Genomic DNA, 25257 nt, shown 5'->3' on the forward strand with positions numbered 1-25257 from the left:
TGTGGGTATTACCCATGTGAGAGTAGGGTGCCGCCAGACTTTTAAATTAGAGCGAAAGCCCAGCAGAGATGCTGGGCTTTTTTGCATCTTATCGTTTAAATATTTAGGTTAAATGATTTACGCAAAGATCGTATAATTTCAATCCATTTGTCTAAGGAGTGAACGATGGATAATCTGGAGTATTTATATCAGTTTTTTGGATCTGATTTTATTCAAAAATATACAACAGTTCCTCAGTTGGTTGGAATATTAGGTTATCTTGTTGGCGTAAGTGCTTTTTTACAACGTAAAGATAGCGCTTTTCGTAATCAATTAACCCTAGTCAATATCATTATGACACTGCATTTTTACCTGCTGGGTCCCGAATCTTATCCGGCAGCTATCCTAAATATAATCAACATTTTTCGAAATATTACCTCAGCATATACCAAAAGCCTGTTGGCAATGTTGTTTTTTATAGCCCTAATGTGGATATTTTATTTTCTCACTACGCCCGACTGCACGCAATTTATTCACTATTTCTCTGTTATCGGTACGACACTGGTAACCATTGCGCTTTTTCGTTTTCGGCAACAGCAAATGCGCTTACTGATCTTACTCAGTAGTGCATTATGGATAATCTATAGTTTAGTGATAGGTTCACTCGGTAGTCTGGCTATTGAAATCACATTTGCGGTGATTAACATCGTGACGATTATCAAATTAGCGAAAAAAACATCTGAATAACAGCATATTTATACGTTTAACATCATTTTTCTATTTATTTATTGCTGTATGTATGAAACAATTCAGCTATATAAAAAATAAATTTTTTGAGGTAGTCAGTGATCGATAATGATGGCTACCGTCCAAATGTAGGAATAGTTATTTGTAACAGGTATGGTCAAGTACTTTGGGCTCGTCGTTACGGGCAAAATTCTTGGCAGTTTCCTCAGGGCGGAATAAAACAAAACGAAACGCCTGAGCAGGCAATGTTTCGAGAACTTAATGAAGAGGTAGGATTATTACCAAAAGATGTAAAAATTTTGTCAGTAACTAATGGTTGGCTTCGTTATAAATTACCCAAAAGAATGATTCGTTGGGAAAATCAACCTGTTTGTATTGGACAAAAGCAGAAATGGTTTTTATTAGAGCTTATTTCTGATCCGTCGGTGATTAATCTAAACATGTCTTCTACCCCGGAATTTGATGATTGGAAATGGGTAAGCTATTGGTACCCTATTAGACAGGTTATTGCTTTTAAACGGGATGTATACCGAAAAGCAATGAAAGAATTCTGCTTATCTGTATTTACCATACAGTCTGAATCGGATTTACCTGTAGCAAATGTTTCTAAAAAGAAACGATTTAATTTCTTTGTTCATAAACGAAAAAACAAACAGCGTGTAAAAAAATGAATCAATATTTACAATTTCCGGATTTTAATCCAGTTGCACTTTCATTAGGTCCTATTTCTTTGCATTGGTATGGTTTGATGTATCTATTTGGCATAGTTGGTGCGCTTTTTCTGGCAAAACGCCGAGCGAGTAAACCCGATAGTCAATGGACAGCACAACAAGTTGAAAATCTCCTTTTCTGGGGCTTTTTAGGGCTCTTTATTGGTGGAAGAGTAGGTTATGTCTTTTTCTACAATTTCGAAGCCTTTATGCACGACCCTATAACGCTATTTAAAGTGTGGGAAGGGGGAATGTCATTTCATGGAGGCTTAATTGGCGCCATCTGCGTAATAGCAATTTTTGCTAAAAAAACGGGCAAAACGTTTATGCAAGTAGCTGATTTTGTTGCACCGTTGGTACCAATCGGATTGATGTTTGGTCGATTTGGTAATTTTATCAATGGCGAACTGTGGGGGCGTGTTACCAATTCATCCATTGGCATGTTATTTCCGACATCTGCGCATGCTGATTTTATGTTTGTGCAGTCTCACCCTGAGTGGTACTCGCTTTATTCGCAATTGAATGGTATTTTGCCAAGACATCCATCTCAACTTTACGAAATGTTTTTTGAAGGAATTGTTCTATTTATCATCTTAAATCTATTTATTCGCAAACCTCGACCAACCGGCAGTGTATCCGGTCTATTTTTGCTTTGCTATGGTGTGTTTAGATTTGTCATTGAATTCTACCGACAACCCGATGAACAGTTGGGCTTATTTTTAAACATCATTAGTATGGGACAAATTTTATGCCTACCAATGATTTTTGGTGGTATTTTCATTCTTTTATATGCTTACAGATTTAATAAAAAGGCCATAAAACCATGAAACAATATTTAGCACTTATGCAAAAAATTTTAGATGAAGGAACACCTAAATCAGATCGAACAGGAACAGGGACCTTATCTATTTTTGGTCATCAGATGCGATTTAATTTACAAGATGGTTTCCCATTGGTCACCACCAAAAAATGTCATTTACGTTCAATTATCCACGAATTGCTTTGGTTTTTAAAAGGCGATACCAATATAAAGTATTTACAAGATAACAAAGTGACCATTTGGGATGAATGGGCTGATGAAAATGGTGATTTAGGCCCTGTGTATGGCAAACAGTGGCGAGCATGGGGAACTGCCGACGGGCGTCAAATCGATCAGATTTCGCAACTGATTGAACAAATTAAACATGACCCGGATTCAAGAAGGATGATTGTTTCAGCCTGGAATGTGGGTGAGCTTGATCAAATGGCTTTAGCGCCTTGTCATGCTTTTTTCCAATTCTACGTGGCACAAGGTAAACTTTCTTGTCAGCTTTATCAGCGTTCATGTGACGTTTTTTTAGGTCTACCTTTTAATATTGCTAGCTATTCACTTCTTGTGCATATGATTGCACAGCAGTGTGATTTAGAAGTCGGTGATTTTGTCTGGACAGGCGGCGATACTCACCTTTACTCAAATCATATGGAGCAAACACATTTACAGTTAACTCGTGAACCAAGAGCGTTACCAAAACTGGTTATCAAACGTAAACCACCGACAATCTTTGATTATGTCTTCGAGGATTTTGAAATCGTTGATTATGATCCTTATCCGGCAATTAAAGCACCGGTTGCAGTCTAATTGTTTGTCAAGAAGTTTCAGAAATAGTATACGTTTGAGTATAAAATTAGCGCTGTTAAAGTGTTAAATTTCACAATAGGGATTAATCAATTTAATCCCTAACATCTGTTTCAAATCATTAGCTTTATGCAAACGCCTTATCTTGATGAAGGATTAAAGCAACCCTCGAGCATGTTATTTTTCTGCCTCTTAAATCAAGATTTGGTATATAATAATCTACTTTGTTTAAATAATTATTTGATCTTAATATGAATCAAAATCAGGAAATACGCCCCATTTTTTCAAAACGTTTATTACACCCTCGTTACTGGTTAACGTGGTTTGGTATTGGTATTTTGTATCTAATCGTTTTATTGCCTTATCCAATCATTTATCAAATTGGTAAAGGTCTAGGCTTGCTTTCCATGAAATTGATAGGTAAACGTAAAGAGACCGCCAGACAAAACCTTAAGCTCTGTTTTCCTGAAAAGTCCCAGCAAGAACGAGACCAATTGTTGCGAGAAAATTTTATTTCAACTGGTGTTGCTATTTTCGAAACAGGAATCGCTTGGTTTTGGTCAGATAAACGGCTAGCTAAACAATCCTCGATTGTCGGTGATTCTTATATTACCCAAATACAGCAATCGGGTCAGGGTGTACTGCTTATTGGCATCCACTTTTTAACACTTGAATTAGGTGCCCGTATTTTAGGTATGAGTCATCCGGGAGTTGGGGTCTACCGACCAAACGATAATCCGGTAATGGATTATGTTCAGCTTAAAGGCCGCTTGAAATCAAATAAATATATGTTAGATCGCTATAACACCAAAGGAATGGTTCGGGCGTTAAAAAATGGCGAATTACTGTGGTACGCCCCCGATCATGACTACGGACCTAAAAATAGCGTGTTTGCGCCACTATTTTCAGTTGAAAAAGCAGCGACAACCATTGGCACGCGCATTTTAGTTAAACTCGGTCACCCGGCTATTATTCCATTTACCCCTAAACGTGAAAAAAATGGTCGTTATACCGTGTATGTTACACCGCCACTTGAAGGGTATCCGGTCGATGATGATGTTCAAGCTGCAACCTTTATGAATAAAGCTATCGAACAGGAAATTTTAAAAGCTCCCGAACAATATATGTGGTTACATCGACGATTTAAAACTCGTCCAAAAGGTGAAGCGCCGTTATACACAGATAGTGTTCAATCTGACTAAAACAGGTTATTTGAAATTGTTGGTTAAAAGAGTCAAAACGAAATATGCAAAAACTTAATAAAATTATTCTCTATTGCCGTTGTGGATTTGAAAAAGAGTGTGCAGCAGAAATTACCGATAAAGCCACACAGCATGAGATATACGGTTTTGCCAAAGTAAAAGATAACAGTGGTTATGTCGTGTTTGAATGCTATCAACCTGAAGATGCACAGCGCTTAATTAAAACGTTATCATTTAGAACACTTATCTTTGCAAGGCAGATGTTTGTATCTGGTGACCTACTAACAGATCTGCCAACCAACGATCGCATATCACCAATAATCGATGCACTAACCGGATGTGTCGAAAAAGCGGGCGATTTGCGGGTTGAAGTTGCTGATACCAATGAAGGTAAAGCGTTAGCGGGGTTTTGCCGTAAATTTACTGTTCCGCTCAGACAGGCTCTGAGAAATAAGCGAATTCTACTAAAAGTGCAAAATCCTTCACGCCCGGTTATTCACTTATTATTTATCAATAACCATAGCTGTTATGTTGGCTATTCATTAAGCCAAAACAACTCGCCTTTTTATATGGGTATTGCAAGATTGAAATTTCCGTCTGATGCGCCGTCTCGCTCAACCTTAAAATTGGAAGAAGCATTTCATATTTTTATTCCTTATGAAGAGTGGGATGAACGCTTAAAAGGCGGCTTAAATGCCGTCGACCTTGGCGCTTGCCCGGGCGGCTGGACATATCAGCTAGTTAAACGTAGTATGATGGTTTATGCCATCGATAATGGACCAATGAATGAAAAATTAATGGAAACCGGTCAAGTTAAACACTTTCGTGAGGATGGTTTTAAATTTGAACCGAAAAAACATAATATTTATTGGTTGGTCTGTGATATGGTTGAAAAACCCGCTAAAGTGACTGAGTTAATTGCAAAGTGGCTAATCAATGGTTGGTGTCGAGAAACGATCTTTAATCTCAAATTACCTATGAAAAAGCGTTATGAAGAAGTCAAACAAAATTTAGAGCTACTACATAACCAACTGAAAAATCATCAGATTAATGTACAAATACAGGCAAAACAGCTTTATCATGATCGCGAAGAGATCACCGTTCATGTACAAAGAATTTGGGGATAGCAAACGAATTTAATAACTTGATTATCGCTCGCTTAATTAGCCATTGGCTAATAATTGAGGTAACTGTTAAAAAGCGCCGATTATAATATCAATTCGGCGTGATTAAAGCGAAATCTATTAACTGGTCAATTTTTAATAATTTAAACAATCGTAAACTAAATTGTTAAGAATTATTAAGATTTTTTTTGACAGTTAGTGATGTTTATTTATTCGAATTAAACAGTAGAATAATAAAAAAGTGCGCTATTGACTAAAATTAACGCAATAATCAGGGTAAAGTGAAATATTATAGCTTTAAATTTGTGCTTAAAAAGCTTACCATTTAAACTCTATTGTATGTAATACGGCATAGCACTATTTCCGTTAATACAATTGATTGTCAAATGACAGATTATTAATAGAAAGATATGTTTTAATCTTGAAATATTAATTGCACTGTCTTTAAAAAAATTAATCACCGTTTTTTTAAGCGCTAGAAAATAAATCCAACTAAGAGTGGCAATAAACTGGCGTCATTGTCATTGATAAATAAAACTGTTTATCAATAAAGAATTTTAAGATAACAAATTACAAGAGAATGGGTATGAAATTAAAACAATCCTTATATGCTATTGTAATATTAGCACTATATGCATTACTGGTTGGCTGTACACTCAATATATCAAAAAAATCTTCTGATTTTGATGAGACTAAAGATTCTGCTTATTATTTATCTCAGGTAGATTCTGCGACCGGTTCAGCTAAGACAAACTGGCAATTACTGGCGGTGCGAGCGTTAGTGAAAGAAAATAAAATTTCACAAGCGAAGTCGATCTTATCTCAGCTAACCGATCTCAATGTTGCTCAGCAAAATGAAAAACTCTTATTATTAGGTGAAATTGCTGTTAAAACCGGTAAATCATTTGACCTCAACCAATTAAATGTTAAAGAATTAAATAATCGTCAATTATATCGTTACTACAGTATAAAATTAGCGTTTGACGCAAAAAGTAAAAATATCAATCAACAAGCGCATGATTATATCGATCTTGAAATATTTGCTACTGATCAGCAAAGAAAGCAAGTGATTCACAATACCTTTAATTTCTTCAAAAAACTAACTAAAAATCAATTAAGTTCAATTAGCGTTTACGACAATGAAACGACGTTGCAAGGTTGGGTTGATTTAGCGTTTGTGTTTTTAAACAATCGACCAGTGCCGGTGAAACAAGATGATGAAAATGGTCAAGCCATTGCAGCGAACGCTCAAAATCAAAATGCAATATTAATACAAGCAATTAAAGATTGGGCGATGCGTTATCCGGATCATCCAGCTAAATTACTTATTCCTTCTTTAACCGGTGAAGAGTCTATTTCGGTAGATAATGCAAATGCTAAAAAAGTTGCATTATTACTGCCATTAAATGGTTCTTCACGCATATTTGGTAATACTATTCGCCAAGGCTATGTGGATGCTATTAAATTTTATCCACAGGAGCCACAGCAAGACATGGTTATCTTAGATACATCATCTGCCCCAATGGAATCTTTAATTCAACAAGCTCAAGACCAAAATGTTCAATTAATCGTGGGGCCTTTGTTGAAAGATAACGTTACAAAAATAAAACAGTTATCCCCAAGTATTCCGGTTTTAGCGCTTAATAAAGTTGATAATAGCGTCGCAACGACAAACAAGATGTGCTATTTTGCATTATCGCCGGAAGATGAAGCCATAGATGCGGCTAACCATATTTATGCGCAAAATAAAACAAGACCACTATTACTTGTACCACAAACCGATTTAGGTCGCCGGGTTGCACAAAGCTTTGCTAAACAGTGGTCACAACTATCGGCAAACAGTTCGCAAGCCTATGTTCAATATTTTGCTAATGCAAGCTCGCTAAGAGCAAATATGAATCGCAATGTCGGAATTAGATTAACAGGTAGTCCGGTTTTTGCTGATGATGCATCCTATGCAGGTTCAGCCTCTGGTTTTGATGCCGTTTATGTTTACGCTTCATACGATGAAATGACATTAATTAAACCAATGCTTGATATGGGTGCGGGTAAAACTGTAGGTAATGCATCGAGCTCAGTATTACTTTATTCCAGCTCTAAAAGCCATACCGCTAATCGATCAAACGATTTTAATTATGATATGAATCAAACCGAGTATGCCGATATTCCAATGATAGTAAACTTATCTGATAGTATGACAACAATGGTGCCGGGTAATATTCAGAAAGATTATTCATTATTACGATTGTATGCAATGGGAATTGATGCATGGAGACTAGCGAATCGTTTTAATCAGTTAGACTCTTATCAAGCTGATTTCCTAAACGGTATGACCGGGAAATTATCTACCAGTAACCAATGTGAAGTTACACGTTCGTTATCCTGGCAACAGTACGCTTATGTTGCAGCATCAACCAACACAACAAACGAAGAATAAAAATATTGGCAAGCATTATGAGCAAATTGCTTGCCAATTTTTAATTCAACAAGGGCTGGTTTTCGTTGCACAAAATAGTCAATGTCGCTTAGGTGAAATTGACTTAATTATGCGTGACAAACAGTGTTTTGTATTTGTTGAAGTGCGCTACCGTAAAAATGCTAATTTTGGTGAAGCTGAAACGACAGTTACGCCGTCTAAACAAGCCAAAATTAGGCAAGCGGCACAACTTTGGATGATATCGAATAATTTAAATATAGAAGAAACCGAATTTAGATTTGATGTTTTTGCCGTGACCGGTAAAAACCAGAAATGGATTATCAATGCGTTTTAATTTTTAGGTGAAAAACGTGCAAGACTTAATTAAAAATTATTTTACAGAAAGTATTCAAACACAAATTGTCATGGCTGAGTCACTCGGTTCTTCCATAGAAAAAGCTGCTAATATTATTGTCGAGAGTTTGCTAAATGGGAATAAAATAATGAGTTGTGGCAATGGCTCTGCGGCGGCAAATGTGCAAAGTTTTACCTCACGTTTAATTACCAGTATGGATATAGAAAGACCGAGCATTCCTGCTATTGCGTTAGTCTCTGATAATGTGTTACTCAGTGCTATTAGTAATCATGAAGAAGTCTATGCTCGCCAAATTCAAGCACTCGGTCATCGAGGTGATACCTTAGTTATTTCTACTTGCCAAGGTAATAGCCGATCGATTATTCGAGCCGTACAAGAGGCGGTAATCAAAGATATGAAAATTGTTGCCTTGACCGCTTTTGATGGTGGTGAAGTTATTGGTTTACTGGGGCAAAATGATATCGAAATTCGAATTCCGTCATACAAAAAAGTCATGGCATATGAAATGCATGCCATGATTTTAAACTGTTTATGCCAATTAATTGAAAACACATTGTTTATTCATGGTGAATAAGTTGAAATTAAATCAGTTTAATTCTGCATTTATAGTGATTTTGTGCTATAATTATAGGCTGATTTGATGACTTAAATTAATAAGAGAACATGGTGTTATGACCGAACTAGCCAAAGAAATAACCCCCGTTAATATTGAAGATGAATTGAAATCCTCGTATCTTGATTATGCAATGTCTGTTATTGTTGGGCGTGCATTACCTGATGTGCGTGACGGATTAAAACCGGTACATAGACGGGTTTTATTTGCCATGCATGAGGCCGGATACGATTGGAATAAACCTTATCGAAAATCTGCACGTGTTGTAGGGGATGTGATCGGTAAATATCATCCACATGGCGACTCTGCTGTCTATGACACGATCGTGCGTATGGCTCAGCCGTTTTCGTTACGCTATATGCTTGTCGACGGTCAAGGTAACTTCGGTTCGGTTGACGGTGACTCAGCGGCGGCGATGCGTTATACCGAAATTCGCATGCAAAAATTCGCTGGCGCATTACTAACCGATCTCGATAAAGAAACGGTCGACTTCTCGCCTAACTACGACGGCTCAGAAATGATCCCCGATGTGTTACCAACACGTATCCCTAATTTATTAATTAATGGCTCATCTGGGATTGCCGTTGGTATGGCAACCAACATTCCACCTCACAATTTAACTGAAGTTATCAATGGTTGTCTTGCTTTTATCGAAGATGAAAATATTTCAGTTGAAGGATTAATGGAGCATATTCAAGGTCCGGATTTCCCAACTGCTGCGCTAATCAATGGTCGCAAAGGTATCGAAAATGCTTACCGTACCGGGCGTGGTATTATTTATATTCGTTCTAAAGCTACCGTTGAAGTCGATGACCAAACCGGTCGTGAAACAATCATCGTTAACGAAATTCCTTATCAAGTTAACAAGAAAAAGCTTATCGAAAAGATTGCAGAATTAGTTAAAGACAAAAAAGTCGAAGGCATTTCTGCATTACGTGATGAATCTGATAAAGACGGTATGCGTATTGTCATTGAAATCAAGCGAGATGCTGTTGGTGAAGTGGTATTAAACAATCTTTTCTCACTGACGCAATTACAAGTCTCATTTGGTATCAACATGGTAGCCTTACATAAAGGTCAACCAAAACTATTAAACTTACGGGAAATGATTGAAGCATTTGTGCTTCACCGTCGGGAAGTGGTCACTCGTCGTACCATTTATGAACTGCGTAAAGCACGTGAGCGTGCCCATGTGTTAGAAGGTCTCGCTATTGCGCTGGCCAATATCGATCCAGTGATTGAGTTAATCCGCGCGGCAGCAACGCCAGCGGAAGCGAAAGCCAAATTATTAGCGCAAGCTTGGCAATTAGGCCATGTTGCCGCTATGCTGGAAAAAGCCGGTGATGATGCCGCTCGTCCGGAAGACCTTGCACCGGAATTTGGTATTCGTGATGGTCACTACTACCTATCTGAAGCGCAAGCACAAGCTATTTTAGATCTACGTTTACACCGTTTAACTGGTCTTGAACATGAAAAAATCCTTGATGAATATAAAGAGCTATTAGTTTTAATTGGTGAACTATTATTTATCTTATCAAGCCCGGAACGATTGATGGAAGTGATTCGCGAAGAGCTTGAAGCTGTTCGTGACCAATTCCAAGATGCTCGTAGAACTGAAATCACGGCAAGTAGCGCAGATATCAATATTGAAGATCTTATCGCTCAAGAAGATGTTGTTGTGACGTTATCGCATCAAGGTTACGTAAAATATCAACCATTATCAGATTACGAAGCTCAGCGTCGTGGTGGTAAAGGTAAGTCAGCGACCAAAATCAAAGAAGAAGATTTTGTTGAAAAATTACTCGTGGCAAATACTCACGACACTATTTTATGTTTCTCAAGCCGTGGGCGATTGTATTGGATGAAGGTTTATCAATTACCGGAAGCCAGCCGTGGATCACGTGGTCGACCAATCATCAATTTATTACCACTGGAAGCTGATGAGCGCATTACTGCCATTTTGCCTGTTCGGGAATTTGATGATGAACATTGCGTCTTTATGGCAACCGCGCAAGGAACGGTTAAGAAAACTTCACTTATTGAATTTAGCCGCCCTCGCAGTGGTGGAATTATTGCGATTAACTTACGTGATGATGACGAATTAATCGGCGTTGATTTAACTAGTAATGAAACATCTGATATCGTTGATGATGAAGAGCTGAATGATGATTTAATCGTTGATGAGGCAGACAATGATGACGAAGTGTCTCAAATATCTAATACAGAAGACATTATGTTATTTTCAGCTAATGGTAAAGTTGTTCGATTCCCAGCAAATAAAGTTCGTTGCATGGGACGAACGGCAACAGGTGTTAGAGGAATAAAATTAGAAGGCGATGATAAAGTTGTCTCACTTATTGTTCCTCGTGGAAATGGTGCAATTTTAACTGCAACGCAAAATGGTTATGGTAAACGTACTGAACAAGAATTATATCCAACTAAATCACGTGCAACTAAAGGCGTAATATCGATTAAAGTCAGTGAGCGAAATGGTGCAGTAGTTGGTGCAGTACAAGTTAAAGAAACGGATCAAATCATGTTAATTACTGATGCCGGTACATTAGTCCGTACTCGTGTATCAGAAGTGAGTGTTGTTGGTCGAAATACGCAAGGCGTGATGTTAATTCGTACAGCGGATAACGAGAAAGTGGTCGGATTACAGCGAATTGCTGAAACTGAGGATGAGGCAGATTCGGAATTATCTCAGCAAAATGAGGAGCTGGGTGATTCCGCACAGGAATCCGAAGAATAAATCTTTATTATTAAAAGGATTAGTGAAAAACTAATCCTTTTTTGTTTTAGAAAACCTCAAAAGGAATCGTATGAGATGTCATTTTTTATTAAAAAAATCTTAACTAATCTTGCATGGCAAATTTTAATTGCCTTGATCTTAGGTGTAGTGACAGGTGCTTTTCTATATGAATTAGCAAATCCTAATCATGAATTACATTCATATTATCAATTTGCCATTGTTAATATTTTCCAACCTGCAGGTGATATTTTTATCCGTTTAATTAAGATGATTGTATTGCCAATTATTCTTAGTACTTTAACGTTGGGTATAGCAGGCATTGGTGGTTCAAAACGTTTAGGAATGCTTGGCTTTAAAACTATTCTTTATTTTGAAGTTATTACCACTATTGCTATTTTATTAGGTCTTTTTTGGGGTAATTTCTTTGCACCTGGTGCGGGAATTGATTCTTCAACGTTAGCTTCAGCAGATATTAGTAAATATACGAAAGCAGCTGAAGAACTTAGCGGTAAACCGCATGGTTTAATTGTTATGATTTTAGACATGATTCCGGCTAATATCTTTAAAGCAATGTCTGATGGTGCAGTTTTACCTGTTATCTTCTTCTGTGTCTTTTTTGGCTTAGGCTTAATGTCGTTACCTGATAAACAGCGTGATCCATTTTTATTCTTATTAAAAGTGGTATCAGATACAATGTTTAAAGTAACAAATATGATTATGCGTTACGCACCTATTGGGGTATTTGCCTTAATCACAGTAACCGTTGCCAAATATGGCTTTGCTTCATTACTACCATTACTGAAATTGATTTTAACGGTCTATTCAGCAATGATTATATTTACCTTGGTCATATTAGGTTTAGTTTGTAAATTGTGCCGATTTAATATTTTTACCTTATTAAAAATATTAAAAGAAGAACTCGTTATTGCGTTTTCAACGGCAAGCTCCGAGACAGCTTTGCCTAAGATCATTGAAAAAATGGAAGCTTATGGCGCACCAAAAGCGATTACCAGTTTTGTTATCCCGACTGGATATTCATTTAATCTTGATGGTTCAACACTATATCAAAGTATAACTGTTATTTTTCTCGCGCAATTATTTGGTATGGATTTAAGTATTCTCGATCAAATTATCATCGTTATCACATTAATGATAGCATCAAAAGGGATTGCTGGTGTACCAGGCGCTTCAATTTTAGTGTTATCAGCTACACTCGGTAGTGTTGGTATACCAATCGAGGGTATTGGTTATATTATGGGTGTTGAGCGTATTTTAGATATGGGTAGAACAGTTGTGAATGTTGTGGGTAATGCATTGGCTGCTATCGTTATCGCTCGCTGGGAACATGTTTTTGATGATAAAAAAGCAAGAGCATATGAGCAACAATATTTAAAATAAAACATCATTATAATTTATAAAGCTTCAGTTAAAACTGGAGCTTTTTTATTAAATTAATCTAATTTGCATGATTATATATATAAAAAAACCCAGCTTAAGCTGGGTTTTTTTATTTAAAAGTAAAATTATTTAATTTTAGCTTCTTTATAAACAACGTGCTGACGAACAACAGGATCGTATTTTTTGATCTCCATTTTTTCAGGCATTGTTCTTTTATTTTTGCTAGTGGTATAAAAATGACCGGTACCAGCAGAAGAAACTAATCTAATTTTCTCACGTACACCTTTAGCCATGATATGGTTTCCTTATTAGTACTTTTCACCACGGGCACGAAGTTCAGCTAAAACTGCATCAATACCCTTTTTATCGATAGTTCGCATACCTTTAGCAGATATACGTAATTTTACAAAACGTTTTTCACTCTCAACCCAAAAACGGTGAGTTTGAAGATTTGGTAGAAAACGACGTTTAGTAGCATTCATCGCATGAGAACGATTATTCCCTACTAAAGGTTTTTTTCCTGTTACTTGGCATACTCGTGACATGTCAATAATTCTCCGAAATTTCTATGCTTAAGCCTTGGGCGTAATATGTTAATGGAATTAACCTCGTCAGGCTTTTAGTTTGCTGCAGTCTATCTGAGAAGCAGACTAACCTCTCACACTACACCCATAATAATGAGGTAGCGAAGTATACGCTTTTATGCAAAGATTCTCAAGTATTATCTTATTTTATGCGAAAAATAAGTAGCGACAAGGTAAATTTAAATAATCGACAAATATTGTGTAAATCTAAAATTCTCCTATACTGTCTTGGGCACAGATCAGTTAAGAGAGTTTGATGACATGAATCTAAAACAATTAAAGTACTTTCAGGTACTGGCTAAAACACAACATTACACATCAACATCAGAATATTTCTCCATTAGCCAACCTAGTTTAAGTCATTCAATTTCAGAACTTGAAAAAGAAGTAGGAATCAAACTGTTTCAAAAACGAGGGCGCAACGTCGAACTGACAAAAGAGGGTAAGCAGTATCTAACTTATGTAGAACAAGCTTTAAGCGCCTTGTCAGAAGGTGAACAATTTGTAAGAGAGCTAACCAGCGTTTCGCATGGGCATATCGGGCTAGCTTTCATCTATTCTATAAGTACCAATTACATGCCAAAAATCATTAAAGCTTTTTTAGATCAACCGGACAATAAAAATATTACTTTCTCATTTTATGAAGGAATGTCACAAAATATTATTGAAGGGTTGAAAGCAAAAAAATATGAAATTGCGATCTGTTCCCGTTTGCAAGATGAACCCGATGTTCATTTTCAAAAATTAACTAAACAAGAACTGGTATTTATAATTTCTAACGATCACCCGTTATCGAAACGTAAAAAACTCGATTTAAAAGATCTGATTAACGAACCGCTAATCTTATTTACCGAAAGAAGTGGAATGAAAAATGTCGTTGATGAGATGTTATATAAAACAGGGGTAAAACCCAATATAGCTTGTCGAGTAGAAACAGAAGGTGCCATGATGGGATTAGTTTCAATCAATTATGGTATCGGTATTATGCCAAGAGTGTTGATACCTGAAGAGTTTAACGTAACGCTGGTGCCGATGAGTAAAAACTATCAAAAAAGAGATATCTTTATTGCCACCATGGAAAACAGACCACTTTTGCCTGCGGCACAAAAATTTTACCACTTTTTAATCGAACATAGCGATGATGCAATCTTTGGCAGGTGATAGCCAATAATTAACAATATTGCAGGTAGCATCAAATCAGATTGATTTTATTTGGCACAAATGCCAAATAGAATCAGGCTACGATCATCGCCTTGAAGTCAGAAAATTTTCAGTCAATAAGTCGGAATAATTATTTTTTATATATTAAACATATTGTTATAAAACAAAACATTAACTGTATCTATAAATTAAGAAAAAATGATTTAATTTTATAATAAATATGCTTTAATACTCTTGATAAAGATTTTATTTATTCGCTTTAATTTTCTAACTTTCAAGGAGATTATATGAGCCAGTTCACGCCATATAGCATATACGGCATTATCGGTTATCCTTTAGGGCATAGTATGAGCCCACTGATTCATACGACATCATTTCAAGATTATGGCATTCCAGCAGTTTTAGTCCCATTTCCTACCCCACCAGAAGAAATTGCAACTCTGTTTAAATCGGTCAGATTACTTAATATAAGGGGATTATGTGTCACCATTCCACATAAGCAAACAATTATCCCTTATTTAGATGAAGTAACTGAACATGTAAAAAAAGCTGGGGCAGCAAACTTAGTTTATTGGGATGGCGATAAGCTTTGTGGTGATAACACAGATATTGTTGGCTTTATGCAGCCCCTTGAACAGAAAAAGTTACCACCAGAGTATAAAAAAGTTTTATTACTTGGTGCCGGTGGCGCAGCGCGTGCCGCTGTGGTTGGATTGCATGATCTAGGCTATACCGATATCACTGTTACCGATATTGTAACCGATCTACCGGAAGCTTTAGCTAAAGAGTTCAACCTCAAGGTTGTTGCGTGGGAAGATCGTCATAAAGTTGAAGCACAAATTATTATTAACTCAACACCGCTAGGAATGAAAGGTAAATTTGAAGATCAAACACCTTACGAACAAGATTGGTTTAAAGGCAAAGGTGTGGCTTATGATATTGTCTACACCCCTTATAATACAAAATTCCGACAAGCAGCAGAAAAAGCTGGCTGGGACTCGATATCAGGGCGTGAAATGTTTATAGGTCAAGCAAATGCGCAATTTAAAATTTGGACAGGAAAAGACCTTTCTGAAAAAGCCAAACAAGCGGTCATCGATGCTTTAGCTGAAAAATAGATCAAAAAAGTATGCATCAAACCGCATTTGTTTGGTGCATCAATAATAAATTTATACACTTCACTCTAGGTGTTTAGTTCAACTATTGAAAAATAAATAGGGTGTTAGCGAGTTGTATAAATGAAAAATGTTATCAAAAGGAGTCATTATGACCAATTTAGAATTACAGGCATATCGTCGTTTTCTGATGTTAAAAGTGCCAGAGGCAAGTGAATATATTGGTAAAACGGATGCTAGCACATGGCATGAATGGGAAAACGGTTCAATACCTGTGCCGGAATCGGTGGCAAATGCCATGCAAGAACTGAAAAAATTGCGAAGTGACAAAATCAATATCATCATTAATAGCATTAATGATCGCGTCGGTAGCAATACGATTCGTTATTTTATGACTTATGCCGAGTTTAAAAAGGTCAATCCCGATCTTGACGTTATTCAATGGCGATTGCACCAATCCATAGCCACTGAGCTCTATTTTCGTGGCTTAGAAAAGCTGTGCTAATTGGCAACCATAATAGGGTATAGCAGATTGTAAAAATCAACGATGTAAACTTTAGTTTACAAAATTGAGCGTTTTATTTTATGATTAACTTAAATAAATTCATAGAGTTAAATATTTATCAAATAAAATGTAAAATAAATGTTGCAAAATGGCAAGTGAATCACTAGCATAGTTAGCATATTGTGAGATCTGTATATCTAAAAGGACACAAAATGAATAATACAATTTTTTTAGTTGGTGCAAGAGCCGCAGGCAAAACCACGATGGGAAAGATGTTAGCCAACAAGTTAGCGTATTCTTTTATTGATACAGATTGTCATCTACTTGAAACCACACAAAAAACCGTTGCTGAAATAGTTGAAAAAGAGGGTTGGGAAGGTTTTCGTGCAAGAGAGAGCCAAGTACTTGTTGATACAACAAAGCCCAATCGTGTTATTGCAACTGGCGGGGGAATGGTACTGGCTGATCATAATCGAGATTTTATGAAAGAAAATGGCATAGTGATTTTTCTTTCTGCGCCAGCTGCAACGCTAGCGGCTCGTTTAATGAAAGACCCAAATGTTGCCCAGCGCCCCTCTTTGACAGGTTTATCGATTGTTGATGAAATGGAAAAAGTATTAGCTGACCGCTTACCACTCTATCATGATGCAGCACATCATGTTATCAATGTCGATCAGGATGAAAGTCAGATTCTCGCTCAAATATTAACAGTATTACAAAATTAATATTAATCATCATTCTTATCATGATCATTATTAAAAATACCGCCTAAACGTGGTATTTTTTTTGATAATAAAAAAGAATAGATTTTACTAATCTTATAAAATAATTTTATGTATAAGAATGATTCTTGCGCAAAAACATGCTATTTTTTTTATAAATAGTTTAAAATCTATAAATAAATGTGACGCAGGTTAAATTTTAGCAATAAATTTGTACTTATCGCTTTCAGATTAATATTGATACTTGTATATTGAATGTAGTTAAAGTTTTCAATTTTAAAATATGGAGTATTACCAATGGATAATCGAAAGGTCAATTCATATGGAATTGTCGGTTCAATTTATGCTAATTATATTATTCAAAGTATTGCGCTGATAGTAATAATGCAATTCTCCCTAGATCTGTTTACCCAACTCAATGCCGATCTTGTTGATCTTGGCTATATCGCTTCCGGTATTGGAATTGGCAAGATAGGTCTAATGTTTATTGGCGGGTTATTATCAGATAAATTTGGGCGAAAACTGTTTATCTTATTAGGTATGAGTTGCTATGCCATTTTCTTTATCGGCATGACTTTTTGTACTAATATTCATGTCGCCTTTTGTTTAGCTATTGCAGTCGGTGCCGGAAACTCATTTTTAGATACCGGTTCAATGCCGGCATTAACGGAATGTTTTCCTAATTCGGCAGGCTCAGCAAGCGTACTGATTAAAGCATTTATCTCAATTGGTTCTTTAGTCCTTCCTTTTATTGTCACATTTTTTCATTCCAATCACATATGGTATGGCTGGGCATTTTGGGGTTTCACTTTTTATCTCTTAATTAATTGCTTATTAATACTCCCGCAAAAATTTCCGCATAAAGACACCGCTATCAAAGGGAGTAAAGGTTCAGGGGACTATTTTAAAGCTACGCCTCGATTTGAAATTGAAGGCATTTTATTAACGCTGATGGGATTTACCACCACAGCAACTTTCGTTGTTATCTTACAGTGGTTACCCACTATCGCAATGAAAAGCGTCAATATGTCTGATGATGACGCCAACCTGCTGATTAGCTGTTACAGTACGGCTTCGATCATTTCGGTTTTTGCAACAGCATTTATCGTAAAACGATTCTTAAAACCGATCTTTTGTATCATTATATTGCCGGCGCTATCTGCCATTGTTCTGATTTTATTTTATTTCAATATTTCACCATTAATGTGCCTTATTGCCGCTATCGGCATGGGCTTTACTGCTGCTGGTGGCGTATTGCAACTCACACTGGTTGTGATGCAGCAAATGTTCCCAACCCGTAAAGGATTAGCGGTCGGTTGTATGTACACCTTTAGTGGACTGACTTTCGTTGTTATACCACGTATTGTACCGAAACTGGCCATGACTAACGTTAGTTACGCAATTTTGCTCGACTTTTTTATCGCTATGTTAAGTGTCATTTTAGGATCGATTGTTTTTTATCGGTTTAAAAAAGTTATTGATATCAACAAAATATAAATCGCAAAAAGAGACAAAATTACAAAATACTCGCCTACTTTTGTAATAAAAACTCAGGCGTTTTTACATAATTTATATAGGAAGTAAATAGATGAAGAATAAATATTTAGGCACAGCGGTTTGTATGTATATGAACTATTTTGTGCATGGAATGGGCGCAATCATTCTTGGTTTAAATATTGACTATTTAGCCGCGCAATTTAATCCGCAAGTAGCGTATCTGTTTAATATCGCTAAAGATGCACTCACGCCCGATCAGCTGAGCCAAATTGGTGAGGCAAAACAGAGTGTTTACAACGTGATGATGGGATTAGGTGTTGGTCGTTTACTCGTGTTATTTGTCATGGGAACATTATCAGATAAGTATGGACGTAAACCATTTATTGCCTTAGGTGGATTATTTTATATTGGCTTCTTGCTTGGCATTTTATTTAGCCCTAACGCTGATATTGCGTTCTTATTTGCCGTATTAGGTGGTATTGCCAACTCAACACTTGATGCAGGTACATACCCGGCATTAATGGAATCATTCCCGAAATCACCGGGATCGGCTTCTATTCTCACTAAAGCGGCGATTGCCGCTGGTCAATCGGTTTTACCGTTGATTATGGGGATTATTATGGCAAGTCAGGGGTATTATGGTTGGTCATTTATCTTCTGCTGTGTTGTTCTGGCTTTAAATGCGCTAATCGTGCTTAAAATGCCATTCCCTAACCATAAAATTACGCCGGAAGAGGAAGTAAAAGATCTGCAAACCATAGAAAAAAATCCTGCAACATTGAAACAGAATTCAAATAGAATGATCGAAGGAATCTGTTTTATTGTCATTGGTTTTACCTCAACGGCAACATTTTATTTAGTCTCTTCATGTTTGAAAGATTTTTCACAAACGGTTGCAGATATGGATGCCGCGGGTGCCGTTAAAGCTTTTTCTGCGTATGGTATCGGTACACTTGCTAGCGTCTTTTTAACATCAATTTTAGTTAAAAGCTTAATTAGGCCTGTTTATATTGTGGTGCTCTATCCGTTACTGTCTACCTTTATGCTGATCGCCCTGTATTCTTATCCGACCCCAATGATGTGTATTGTCGGCGGGTTTGTGCTTGGATTTACCGCAGCAGGCGGCGTATTACAATTGGCACTCACCACTATGGCGGAGTTTTTCCCGTCCGGTAAAGGTAAAGTATTGGGTATTTTCTTTACCTCTTCAAGCTTTGCCACCATGGTTATTCCATTTATAATCGGCTGGGTATCAACGATGTATGGTTTGCGTTACGTTATGCTTACTGATGCCTTCTTTGCCGGTTTAGGAACGGTAATGGCGCTGATTGTGCTGATGCGTTATCGTAAAACTTTTAATGTGGCAAAATAAGCAAAATATTCACGCTGAAATAGGGGTGACAGAGAATTGTATTTAGTTGATCATAACTATATTTAACACCACTATTTAAAATAATTTCTATTAACTCAATAAAAAGGCACACCTCAAAAAAGGTGTGCTTTTTAACTATTGGTAATGTAACCTTATTTCGCCTTTAAACATTATCCAGCCTGAACTTTTCCGAATTTCATCGTCCTTTGCTACCGCTAAGTTAGCACTGAATATTGTCTATATTTTAACAAATATTACTTGCTAATCCGCTTAAAATAAATAAAAATACACAAAATCTGAATAAATATTCATTTTGGTGGTTGTAATGATGAAAGAAAGAACAACTGAATTAGTTGAAGGGTTAAGGCATAGCGTCCCTTATATCAATGCACATCATGGAAAAACGTTTGTTATTTTATTAACCGGCGCTGTTCTAAAAAGTAATAATTATTCAAGTATCATTAGCGATATTGGTCTACTGTATAGTCTGGGCATTAAACTGGTCATTGTTAACGGCGCTCGTAATCAAATTGATGAATCACTAAAACAACACAATATCGAACCGAAATACTATAAAAACACCCGCATCACCGATGCTCCTACCCTTGACATCGTTAAACAGGTCACCGGGCTATTACAGCTTAATATTACCGCCAGTTTATCGATGAGCTTGAATAATACCCCGTTGCAAGGTGCGCATATTAATGTGGTAAGTGGTAATTTTGTCATTGCCCAGCCACTCGGTGTTGATGACGGCATTGATTATTGTCATACCGGTAAAATTCGCCGGATTAATGGTGAAGCGATTGATGAACAATTAAATCGAGGCTCGATTGTTTTATTAGGACCGGTGGGAGTTTCTGTTACCGGTGAGAGTTTTAACTTAGCATCAGAAGATGTCGCAGCAGAGGTTGCCATTCGACTAAAAGCCGATAAGCTGATTAGCTTTTGTGCCGAACAAGGTGTGCTTGATGAACAAGGGCATGTTATTACTGATCTGTTTCCAATCGATGCCGATAATTACGTCGATCAAAAAGCGTTACAAGGAAAACACTTATCGAGTGAAGCTCGCTTTTTACGTGCAGCATCGAAGGCTTGTCGTAATGGTGTACGGCGCAGTCATTTAGTGAGTTATCTGGTTGACGGCTCGATTTTACAAGAGTTATTCTCTCGGGACGGGATTGGAACGCAAGTTGCCATGGAACACTCCGAACAAGTTCGCCAAGCAACCATTAACGATATCGGTGGCATCCTAGAGCTGATACGCCCATTGGAAGAGCAAGGCATTTTAGTTAAACGTTCAAGAGAACAATTAGAGATCGAAATTGATAAATTTACCATAATCGAGCGGGATAACATGACAATTGGTTGCGCTGCGCTTTATCCATATCAGGATGAAAAAATGGGTGAAATGGCTTGTGTTGCCATTCATCCACAATATCGTAACTCCTCACGAGGCGATCTGTTAATTGAAAAAATCGCTGAAAGTGCTAATCGTTTAGGATTAGAGAAAATCTTTGTTTTAACTACCCGCAGTATTCACTGGTTTAGGGAAAAAGGCTTTAATCCTGCTCAAGTCGATGATTTACCGATTAAAAAGAAACAGTTGTACAACTATCAGCGTAATTCCAAAATTTTAATGTTAGATATTTTATAATTGCCTCAACCCAAAGTCCGCTTCGGCGGACTTTTTTTTATCTAGCCAATGGCTAATTGATACAATGAATATAGGCTAAATGGCGCACCTATAACATTAATGAAACAGTTTCATCACTCCCTCAGTTAGCAGTGAAAGCGTGGTAAAATCCGGATCGGCAAAAGTGACCCCTTCAACCCCTAAAAAGGCGAAAAGTGGTAATGCTAAAGCCGGTAAAATACACAATAATAACCCATTGATAAACGCCGCAATTATTGCACCTATCGCCCCGCCGGTTGAATTACCAAAAATAGCCGCCGTTCCGCCAGTTATAAAACTTGCCATAATTCCCGGAATAATAATGGGCAAACCAATAAAAGGAAAAATCACCACGCAAGCCACTTCAGTAAAAAAGCTGACGATAAACCCGACCAACACACAGTTTGGCGCTTTATCAAACAACACCATAGGATCAACGGCTGGCACACAACCGGGCGCAACAACTTGTGCAAAGCCTTTAAAAGCCGGAATAATCTCTTCGGTAAAAATAGCCACCCCTTTTTTAGCAATATATAAACCGCCAGCAAAAATAGCTGACTGCTCCAAAGCAAAAATAATAAAGGTATTATTCTTCAATATCTGTTTTAAATATTCCGGTTGTGAAAATAATCCAGAGAGACACAACAAAACAAACATCGTGATAAAAGTTGCTACATCAGCTTGCCTTAAAAAGCTAAAACGGTCGTTAATTTTAATCTGCTCAATATCGTTTTTGGCATTGCCAATTAACCGACCGCTATATGCGCCAATCAAATAAGAAATAGTGCCGGCATGCGCTATGCAATAATCGTTATGGCCAATAATTTTTTGGCTAAATCGAGAGAGCAAAGTAGGAAATATTGCCATATAAAACCCAATAATTATGGCACCAGAAGCCACGATAATCACACCGTCATAGCCCATACCTTTAAGCACCGCAGTATAGGAAAATGCCATAAACAAAATGAGATGCAGTGATAAATAGATCGATTTAAACCGTGTAAAACGGGCTAATAACAAGTTAATAATCATGGCAAAAAATAAGATAAATGCCGCACTTGCGCCCAAAGACTCCATTGTTAAGGCAGTGATAGCTTCATTACTTGGTACTACGCCATGCATGCCAAATGCGTGGGTAAACATATTACTAAACATCACCAATACGCCACCAAGTATCTTGCCACCGGTCTTAATTAAGACAAATCCAATAAAAGATAACAGCGTTCCGGTAATGATTTTTGATAATTTAGCCCGTTGTAAAACTAAACCGATAAAAGCGACTAAAGCGATAATAATCGCAGGTTGCCCAAAAATATTTAAAAATAGGTCCATATACTTACTCCCTAAACAATATTAAAACTAAAATTTATTATAATTAAAACATTGTTTTGTAATTGTGTTAGGGATCACAATTTAACGAAAGTAAGCATCAAAATGTTACAGTGCGACACTAAACAACCGGTTATAAGCTGAAACTCATTGCGACAAAAAACAATCACAAAGATTAAAAATCGTTGAGACTAGGGTACCTTGCTTTGTTATTTGGCAAGATGTGGGGAGTGGGAAGACCTTTTTTATAGAATGATCATAAAAATCAAAAGACTATTTTTTTAGGACGAGTTCTTAAAAGATGAATAGTGTTAGAGAGAAAAACGGTTAGATAAAAACAGTTAGAAAATTGAACGATTGAAGTTTTTTGGAAAAAGCTGTATTAGGCGACAAAATATTTAATCGTTGATGACACAATTGAGGATTTGTCGGGTAAATGCTTTTTTTAGATAGAAGCCTCTTGGTCGGGTTAATATTATTTGCCCGTGTTCGCCAATTGCTTGGGTTAATGCTTTGCCGTTAGCCGCTTTCGGTCTAATTTGCAAATAAGTGCCATAGCGGGCTGTAATTTTTTCAACTTGTCCTAGGGCAATCATATCCATTAATTCTTGCCAATCTTGTTTAAGTTGCTGTTCTTGCTCGGCAGTGGGTGTCCATAAGATAGGGTGGCCGACTTTACGTTCAGCAAGGGGAATGGATCTTTCACCTTCGATTGGGATCCAAAGGACTTTATTAAGTTTATATTTTACGTGGCTGGTTTCCCAAATAACGCCGTAATTTGCCATGAGCGGTGTGACACTGACAAAGGTGGTCTCTAATGGTTCACCTTGTTTATCAACCGGAATGGTTTTAAGCTCGATGCCTAAGTCGGCAAAATCCTGCTGCGCTTTACTGCCGGCATTCGCCCCTAAAAATGTTTCAAGCAAATTACCCACCCAACCTTTTTGCTTGTTTAAATTAGCGGGGATTGCAATATTTAAATATTGTGCTATTTCACCAAAGCTGTAGCCGGCAACCAGTTTGGCTCGATTTAGTAATTCTTGTTCATTTTTGGGAAAAAACAGTGTCATAAAGCAATTCTTACCAGCGAACGGATTAAACACAGTCAATTATATTGACTGTGAATGGTAAAAGAAAGGCTTATTAGCTTAGCTTTTCAATCCAACTGGCGTAACTATTAATAATTTGTGAAAGGAACGCTTTGGTTTTTTCGCTAATATTACCGTTTTCATCAAAAGCAGTATTGATATTGCCGATATACGCTTCAGGCTGTTGTAAGGTAGGCATATCAAGAAAGACTAAAGATTGGCGTAGTTGATGATTAGCACCGAAACCGCCGATCGCACCTTGTGATACGGAAACCACCGCCGCAGGTTTTTTCGCCCAGGCATTTTTACCATAAGGGCGAGAGCCAACATCGATCGCATTTTTAATTACTGCCGGTAAACCACGATTGTATTCCGGTGTGACAAAAATGACGCCTTGGCAATCGGTAATTTCTTGACGGAAAAGGGTATAAGAAGCGGGAGGGTTGTCGGTATCGATATCTTCGTTATATAACGGCAGATCGCCGATCTCAATGATTAATAGTGATAAAGAAGGTGGGGCAATTTGTTGTAAAACTTTAGCAACTTTTAAGTTGTACGAATCTTTACGCAGACTTCCAACCAATACAGCAATTTTTTTACTCATTTGTCGACCCCTTAAATTTGAATTAAGAGACACAAATGTGTCTCTTATGGGTTGTAATAATTGAGCATAATACTTTTTTAGTGACCAGATGAATCAAGTCGACGACCGGTTTCAAATAAGAACCATGCACGGCGTTCAGCTTGGTCAATCCACTCTTCAATCAAGCTTGCTGTTGCTGAGTCGTTATATTTATCACAAATATCATGAGCAACACGCATGCGCTCGGTGAGTTTAATATTATCTTGGCAAAGTTCGGCAAGCATATCAGACGGTTCAACAAAATCAGCATCATTATCAGAAATACTTTGTAATTTTGAGATATGACCGATTGAGCGTAATGTCGTACCACCTAATTTACGTACACGTTCTGCAATAGGGTCTGTCATTGCGAATAATTCTTCACCATGATCATCTAACATTAAGTGGTAATCACGGAAATGTGGACCACTGACATGCCAATGGAAATTTTTAGTTTTTAAATAAAGGGCAAATACATCTGCCAAAACGGAATTCATTGCGCCGGAAATATCTCTTGATGCTTTTTGCCCTAAATCAGTTGGAAACAAAATTGCTTTTTGTTGGAGCCTTTTTGCAGAAGTCGTACTTTTGGTACTTTTAGTGCTTTTAGCCATATTAGATTCTCCTCTAAATTTATAATAAAAACGCTTTGTAG

Annotated in this window: 24 protein-coding genes; 18 read left to right on the forward strand and 6 right to left on the reverse strand. The window is 37.1% G+C overall.

Annotated features, from left to right (window positions below; translation table 11 throughout):
- Positions 1-165: 165 nt before the first annotated feature.
- The 11 genes from J3U37_RS11045 (at position 166) to gltP (ending at position 12932) form a co-directional block, all read left to right on the forward strand.
- Positions 166-726 (forward strand): YgjV family protein, encoded by a 561-nt coding sequence (locus J3U37_RS11045; RefSeq protein WP_267329047.1) that lies wholly within the window; start codon positions 166-168, stop codon positions 724-726.
- A gap of 98 nt (positions 727-824) precedes the next feature.
- On the forward strand, positions 825-1397 hold the full coding sequence (gene rppH / locus J3U37_RS11050) for an RNA pyrophosphohydrolase (RefSeq protein WP_220218751.1): 573 nt from the start codon (positions 825-827) through the stop codon (positions 1395-1397).
- Complete coding sequence (lgt, locus tag J3U37_RS11055; protein ID WP_220218752.1) at positions 1394-2263, forward strand: prolipoprotein diacylglyceryl transferase; 870 nt, start codon at positions 1394-1396, stop codon at positions 2261-2263. The genes rppH and lgt overlap by 4 nt, the downstream gene beginning before the upstream one ends.
- Positions 2260-3054 (forward strand): thymidylate synthase, encoded by a 795-nt coding sequence (gene thyA, locus J3U37_RS11060; RefSeq protein ID WP_267374903.1) that lies wholly within the window; start codon positions 2260-2262, stop codon positions 3052-3054. Before lgt ends, thyA begins: the two co-directional genes overlap by 4 nt.
- A gap of 248 nt (positions 3055-3302) precedes the next feature.
- Positions 3303-4253 (forward strand): Kdo(2)-lipid IV(A) acyltransferase, encoded by a 951-nt coding sequence (locus J3U37_RS11065; protein ID WP_267374906.1) that lies wholly within the window; start codon positions 3303-3305, stop codon positions 4251-4253.
- 44 nt (positions 4254-4297) lie between these two features.
- Positions 4298-5380: a 23S rRNA (cytidine(2498)-2'-O)-methyltransferase RlmM gene (gene rlmM / locus J3U37_RS11070; protein ID WP_267329045.1), complete on the forward strand. Its 1083-nt coding sequence runs from the start codon at positions 4298-4300 to the stop codon at positions 5378-5380.
- Positions 5381-5963: 583 nt separating this feature from the next.
- Positions 5964-7814: a penicillin-binding protein activator gene (locus tag J3U37_RS11075; RefSeq protein WP_267374909.1), complete on the forward strand. Its 1851-nt coding sequence runs from the start codon at positions 5964-5966 to the stop codon at positions 7812-7814.
- A complete protein-coding gene (locus J3U37_RS11080; protein WP_267374912.1) occupies positions 7777-8148 on the forward strand; it encodes a YraN family protein in 372 nt (123 codons plus the stop codon). The genes J3U37_RS11075 and J3U37_RS11080 overlap by 38 nt, the downstream gene beginning before the upstream one ends.
- A gap of 16 nt (positions 8149-8164) precedes the next feature.
- Positions 8165-8743 carry an SIS domain-containing protein gene (locus J3U37_RS11085; protein WP_267329043.1) on the forward strand — a complete coding sequence of 193 codons (579 nt, stop codon included), beginning with the start codon at positions 8165-8167 and terminating at the stop codon, positions 8741-8743.
- A 97-nt stretch (positions 8744-8840) separates the two neighbouring features.
- The gene (gyrA, locus tag J3U37_RS11090; RefSeq protein ID WP_267374914.1) at positions 8841-11534 is read left to right on the forward strand and encodes a DNA topoisomerase (ATP-hydrolyzing) subunit A; all 2694 of its coding nucleotides are present in this window, start codon (positions 8841-8843) and stop codon (positions 11532-11534) included.
- Positions 11535-11621: 87 nt separating this feature from the next.
- The gene (gene gltP / locus J3U37_RS11095) at positions 11622-12932 is read left to right on the forward strand and encodes a glutamate/aspartate:proton symporter GltP (protein ID WP_370634042.1); all 1311 of its coding nucleotides are present in this window, start codon (positions 11622-11624) and stop codon (positions 12930-12932) included.
- Between the two features lie 125 nt (positions 12933-13057).
- Here gltP and rpmG read toward each other — a convergent pair whose 3' ends face one another.
- On the reverse strand, positions 13058-13225 hold the full coding sequence (rpmG, locus tag J3U37_RS11100) for a 50S ribosomal protein L33 (protein WP_034884348.1): 168 nt from the start codon (positions 13223-13225) through the stop codon (positions 13058-13060).
- Between the two features lie 15 nt (positions 13226-13240).
- Positions 13241-13477 carry a 50S ribosomal protein L28 gene (gene rpmB, locus J3U37_RS11105; RefSeq protein WP_220218761.1) on the reverse strand — a complete coding sequence of 79 codons (237 nt, stop codon included), beginning with the start codon at positions 13475-13477 and terminating at the stop codon, positions 13241-13243.
- Between the two features lie 300 nt (positions 13478-13777).
- On the opposite strand from rpmB, the gene J3U37_RS11110 reads away from it, so the two are divergent.
- The 7 genes from J3U37_RS11110 to argA all read left to right on the forward strand — a co-directional run bounded on the left by J3U37_RS11110 (position 13778) and on the right by argA (position 21545).
- Positions 13778-14677 (forward strand): LysR family transcriptional regulator, encoded by a 900-nt coding sequence (locus J3U37_RS11110; RefSeq protein ID WP_220218762.1) that lies wholly within the window; start codon positions 13778-13780, stop codon positions 14675-14677.
- A 287-nt stretch (positions 14678-14964) separates the two neighbouring features.
- Entirely contained in the window at positions 14965-15795 is an 831-nt protein-coding gene (aroE, locus tag J3U37_RS11115) for a shikimate dehydrogenase (protein ID WP_267329041.1), read from the forward strand.
- A gap of 148 nt (positions 15796-15943) precedes the next feature.
- Positions 15944-16297, forward strand: a complete 354-nt coding sequence (locus tag J3U37_RS11120; protein ID WP_220218764.1) for a DUF1870 family protein — start codon at positions 15944-15946, stop codon at positions 16295-16297.
- Between the two features lie 212 nt (positions 16298-16509).
- Positions 16510-17022: a shikimate kinase AroL gene (gene aroL, locus J3U37_RS11125; RefSeq protein ID WP_220218765.1), complete on the forward strand. Its 513-nt coding sequence runs from the start codon at positions 16510-16512 to the stop codon at positions 17020-17022.
- Positions 17023-17316: 294 nt separating this feature from the next.
- Complete coding sequence (locus J3U37_RS11130; RefSeq protein ID WP_220218766.1) at positions 17317-18516, forward strand: MFS transporter; 1200 nt, start codon at positions 17317-17319, stop codon at positions 18514-18516.
- 91 nt (positions 18517-18607) lie between these two features.
- A complete protein-coding gene (locus J3U37_RS11135; protein ID WP_220218767.1) occupies positions 18608-19888 on the forward strand; it encodes an MFS transporter in 1281 nt (426 codons plus the stop codon).
- 328 nt (positions 19889-20216) lie between these two features.
- Positions 20217-21545, forward strand: a complete 1329-nt coding sequence (argA, locus tag J3U37_RS11140) for an amino-acid N-acetyltransferase (protein WP_416380010.1) — start codon at positions 20217-20219, stop codon at positions 21543-21545.
- A gap of 96 nt (positions 21546-21641) precedes the next feature.
- Here argA and J3U37_RS11145 read toward each other — a convergent pair whose 3' ends face one another.
- From J3U37_RS11145 to J3U37_RS11160, 4 genes are all read right to left on the reverse strand, one after another.
- Positions 21642-22895, reverse strand: a complete 1254-nt coding sequence (locus J3U37_RS11145; RefSeq protein ID WP_267329036.1) for a PTS ascorbate transporter subunit IIC — start codon at positions 22893-22895, stop codon at positions 21642-21644.
- Positions 22896-23290: 395 nt separating this feature from the next.
- Positions 23291-23962 carry a DNA mismatch repair endonuclease MutH gene (gene mutH, locus J3U37_RS11150; RefSeq protein ID WP_267329035.1) on the reverse strand — a complete coding sequence of 224 codons (672 nt, stop codon included), beginning with the start codon at positions 23960-23962 and terminating at the stop codon, positions 23291-23293.
- Between the two features lie 73 nt (positions 23963-24035).
- Positions 24036-24584: an NADPH-dependent FMN reductase gene (locus J3U37_RS11155; protein ID WP_267329034.1), complete on the reverse strand. Its 549-nt coding sequence runs from the start codon at positions 24582-24584 to the stop codon at positions 24036-24038.
- Positions 24585-24661: 77 nt separating this feature from the next.
- Positions 24662-25216 (reverse strand): Dps family protein, encoded by a 555-nt coding sequence (locus tag J3U37_RS11160; RefSeq protein WP_220218773.1) that lies wholly within the window; start codon positions 25214-25216, stop codon positions 24662-24664.
- Between the last annotated feature and the right edge of the window lie 41 nt (positions 25217-25257).

Origin of the sequence: Gilliamella sp. B3172 (assembly GCF_026536465.1) — a bacterium.
Taxonomy (GTDB): domain Bacteria; phylum Pseudomonadota; class Gammaproteobacteria; order Enterobacterales; family Orbaceae; genus Gilliamella.

Bases quoted from the DNA above. Each gene is read 5' to 3' on its own strand.
- rlmM (WP_267329045.1), top strand. From the start codon at position 4,298: ATGCAAAAACTTAATAAAATTATTCTCTATTGCCGTTGTGGATTTGAA.
- argA (WP_416380010.1), top strand. From the start codon at position 20,217: ATGAAAGAAAGAACAACTGAATTAGTTGAAGGGTTAAGGCATAGCGTC.
- J3U37_RS11135 (WP_220218767.1), top strand. From the start codon at position 18,608: ATGAAGAATAAATATTTAGGCACAGCGGTTTGTATGTATATGAACTAT.
- J3U37_RS11155 (WP_267329034.1), bottom strand. From the start codon at position 24,584: ATGAGTAAAAAAATTGCTGTATTGGTTGGAAGTCTGCGTAAAGATTCG.
- thyA (WP_267374903.1), top strand. From the start codon at position 2,260: ATGAAACAATATTTAGCACTTATGCAAAAAATTTTAGATGAAGGAACA.
- lgt (WP_220218752.1), top strand. From the start codon at position 1,394: ATGAATCAATATTTACAATTTCCGGATTTTAATCCAGTTGCACTTTCA.
- J3U37_RS11065 (WP_267374906.1), top strand. From the start codon at position 3,303: ATGAATCAAAATCAGGAAATACGCCCCATTTTTTCAAAACGTTTATTA.
- rpmB (WP_220218761.1), bottom strand. From the start codon at position 13,477: ATGTCACGAGTATGCCAAGTAACAGGAAAAAAACCTTTAGTAGGGAAT.
- mutH (WP_267329035.1), bottom strand. From the start codon at position 23,962: ATGACACTGTTTTTTCCCAAAAATGAACAAGAATTACTAAATCGAGCC.
- aroE (WP_267329041.1), top strand. From the start codon at position 14,965: ATGAGCCAGTTCACGCCATATAGCATATACGGCATTATCGGTTATCCT.
- J3U37_RS11080 (WP_267374912.1), top strand. From the start codon at position 7,777: ATGTTGCAGCATCAACCAACACAACAAACGAAGAATAAAAATATTGGC.
- gyrA (WP_267374914.1), top strand. From the start codon at position 8,841: ATGACCGAACTAGCCAAAGAAATAACCCCCGTTAATATTGAAGATGAA.
- J3U37_RS11110 (WP_220218762.1), top strand. From the start codon at position 13,778: ATGAATCTAAAACAATTAAAGTACTTTCAGGTACTGGCTAAAACACAA.
- J3U37_RS11045 (WP_267329047.1), top strand. From the start codon at position 166: ATGGATAATCTGGAGTATTTATATCAGTTTTTTGGATCTGATTTTATT.
- J3U37_RS11130 (WP_220218766.1), top strand. From the start codon at position 17,317: ATGGATAATCGAAAGGTCAATTCATATGGAATTGTCGGTTCAATTTAT.
- J3U37_RS11120 (WP_220218764.1), top strand. From the start codon at position 15,944: ATGACCAATTTAGAATTACAGGCATATCGTCGTTTTCTGATGTTAAAA.
- rpmG (WP_034884348.1), bottom strand. From the start codon at position 13,225: ATGGCTAAAGGTGTACGTGAGAAAATTAGATTAGTTTCTTCTGCTGGT.
- J3U37_RS11145 (WP_267329036.1), bottom strand. From the start codon at position 22,895: ATGGACCTATTTTTAAATATTTTTGGGCAACCTGCGATTATTATCGCT.
- J3U37_RS11075 (WP_267374909.1), top strand. From the start codon at position 5,964: ATGAAATTAAAACAATCCTTATATGCTATTGTAATATTAGCACTATAT.
- J3U37_RS11160 (WP_220218773.1), bottom strand. From the start codon at position 25,216: ATGGCTAAAAGCACTAAAAGTACCAAAAGTACGACTTCTGCAAAAAGG.
- aroL (WP_220218765.1), top strand. From the start codon at position 16,510: ATGAATAATACAATTTTTTTAGTTGGTGCAAGAGCCGCAGGCAAAACC.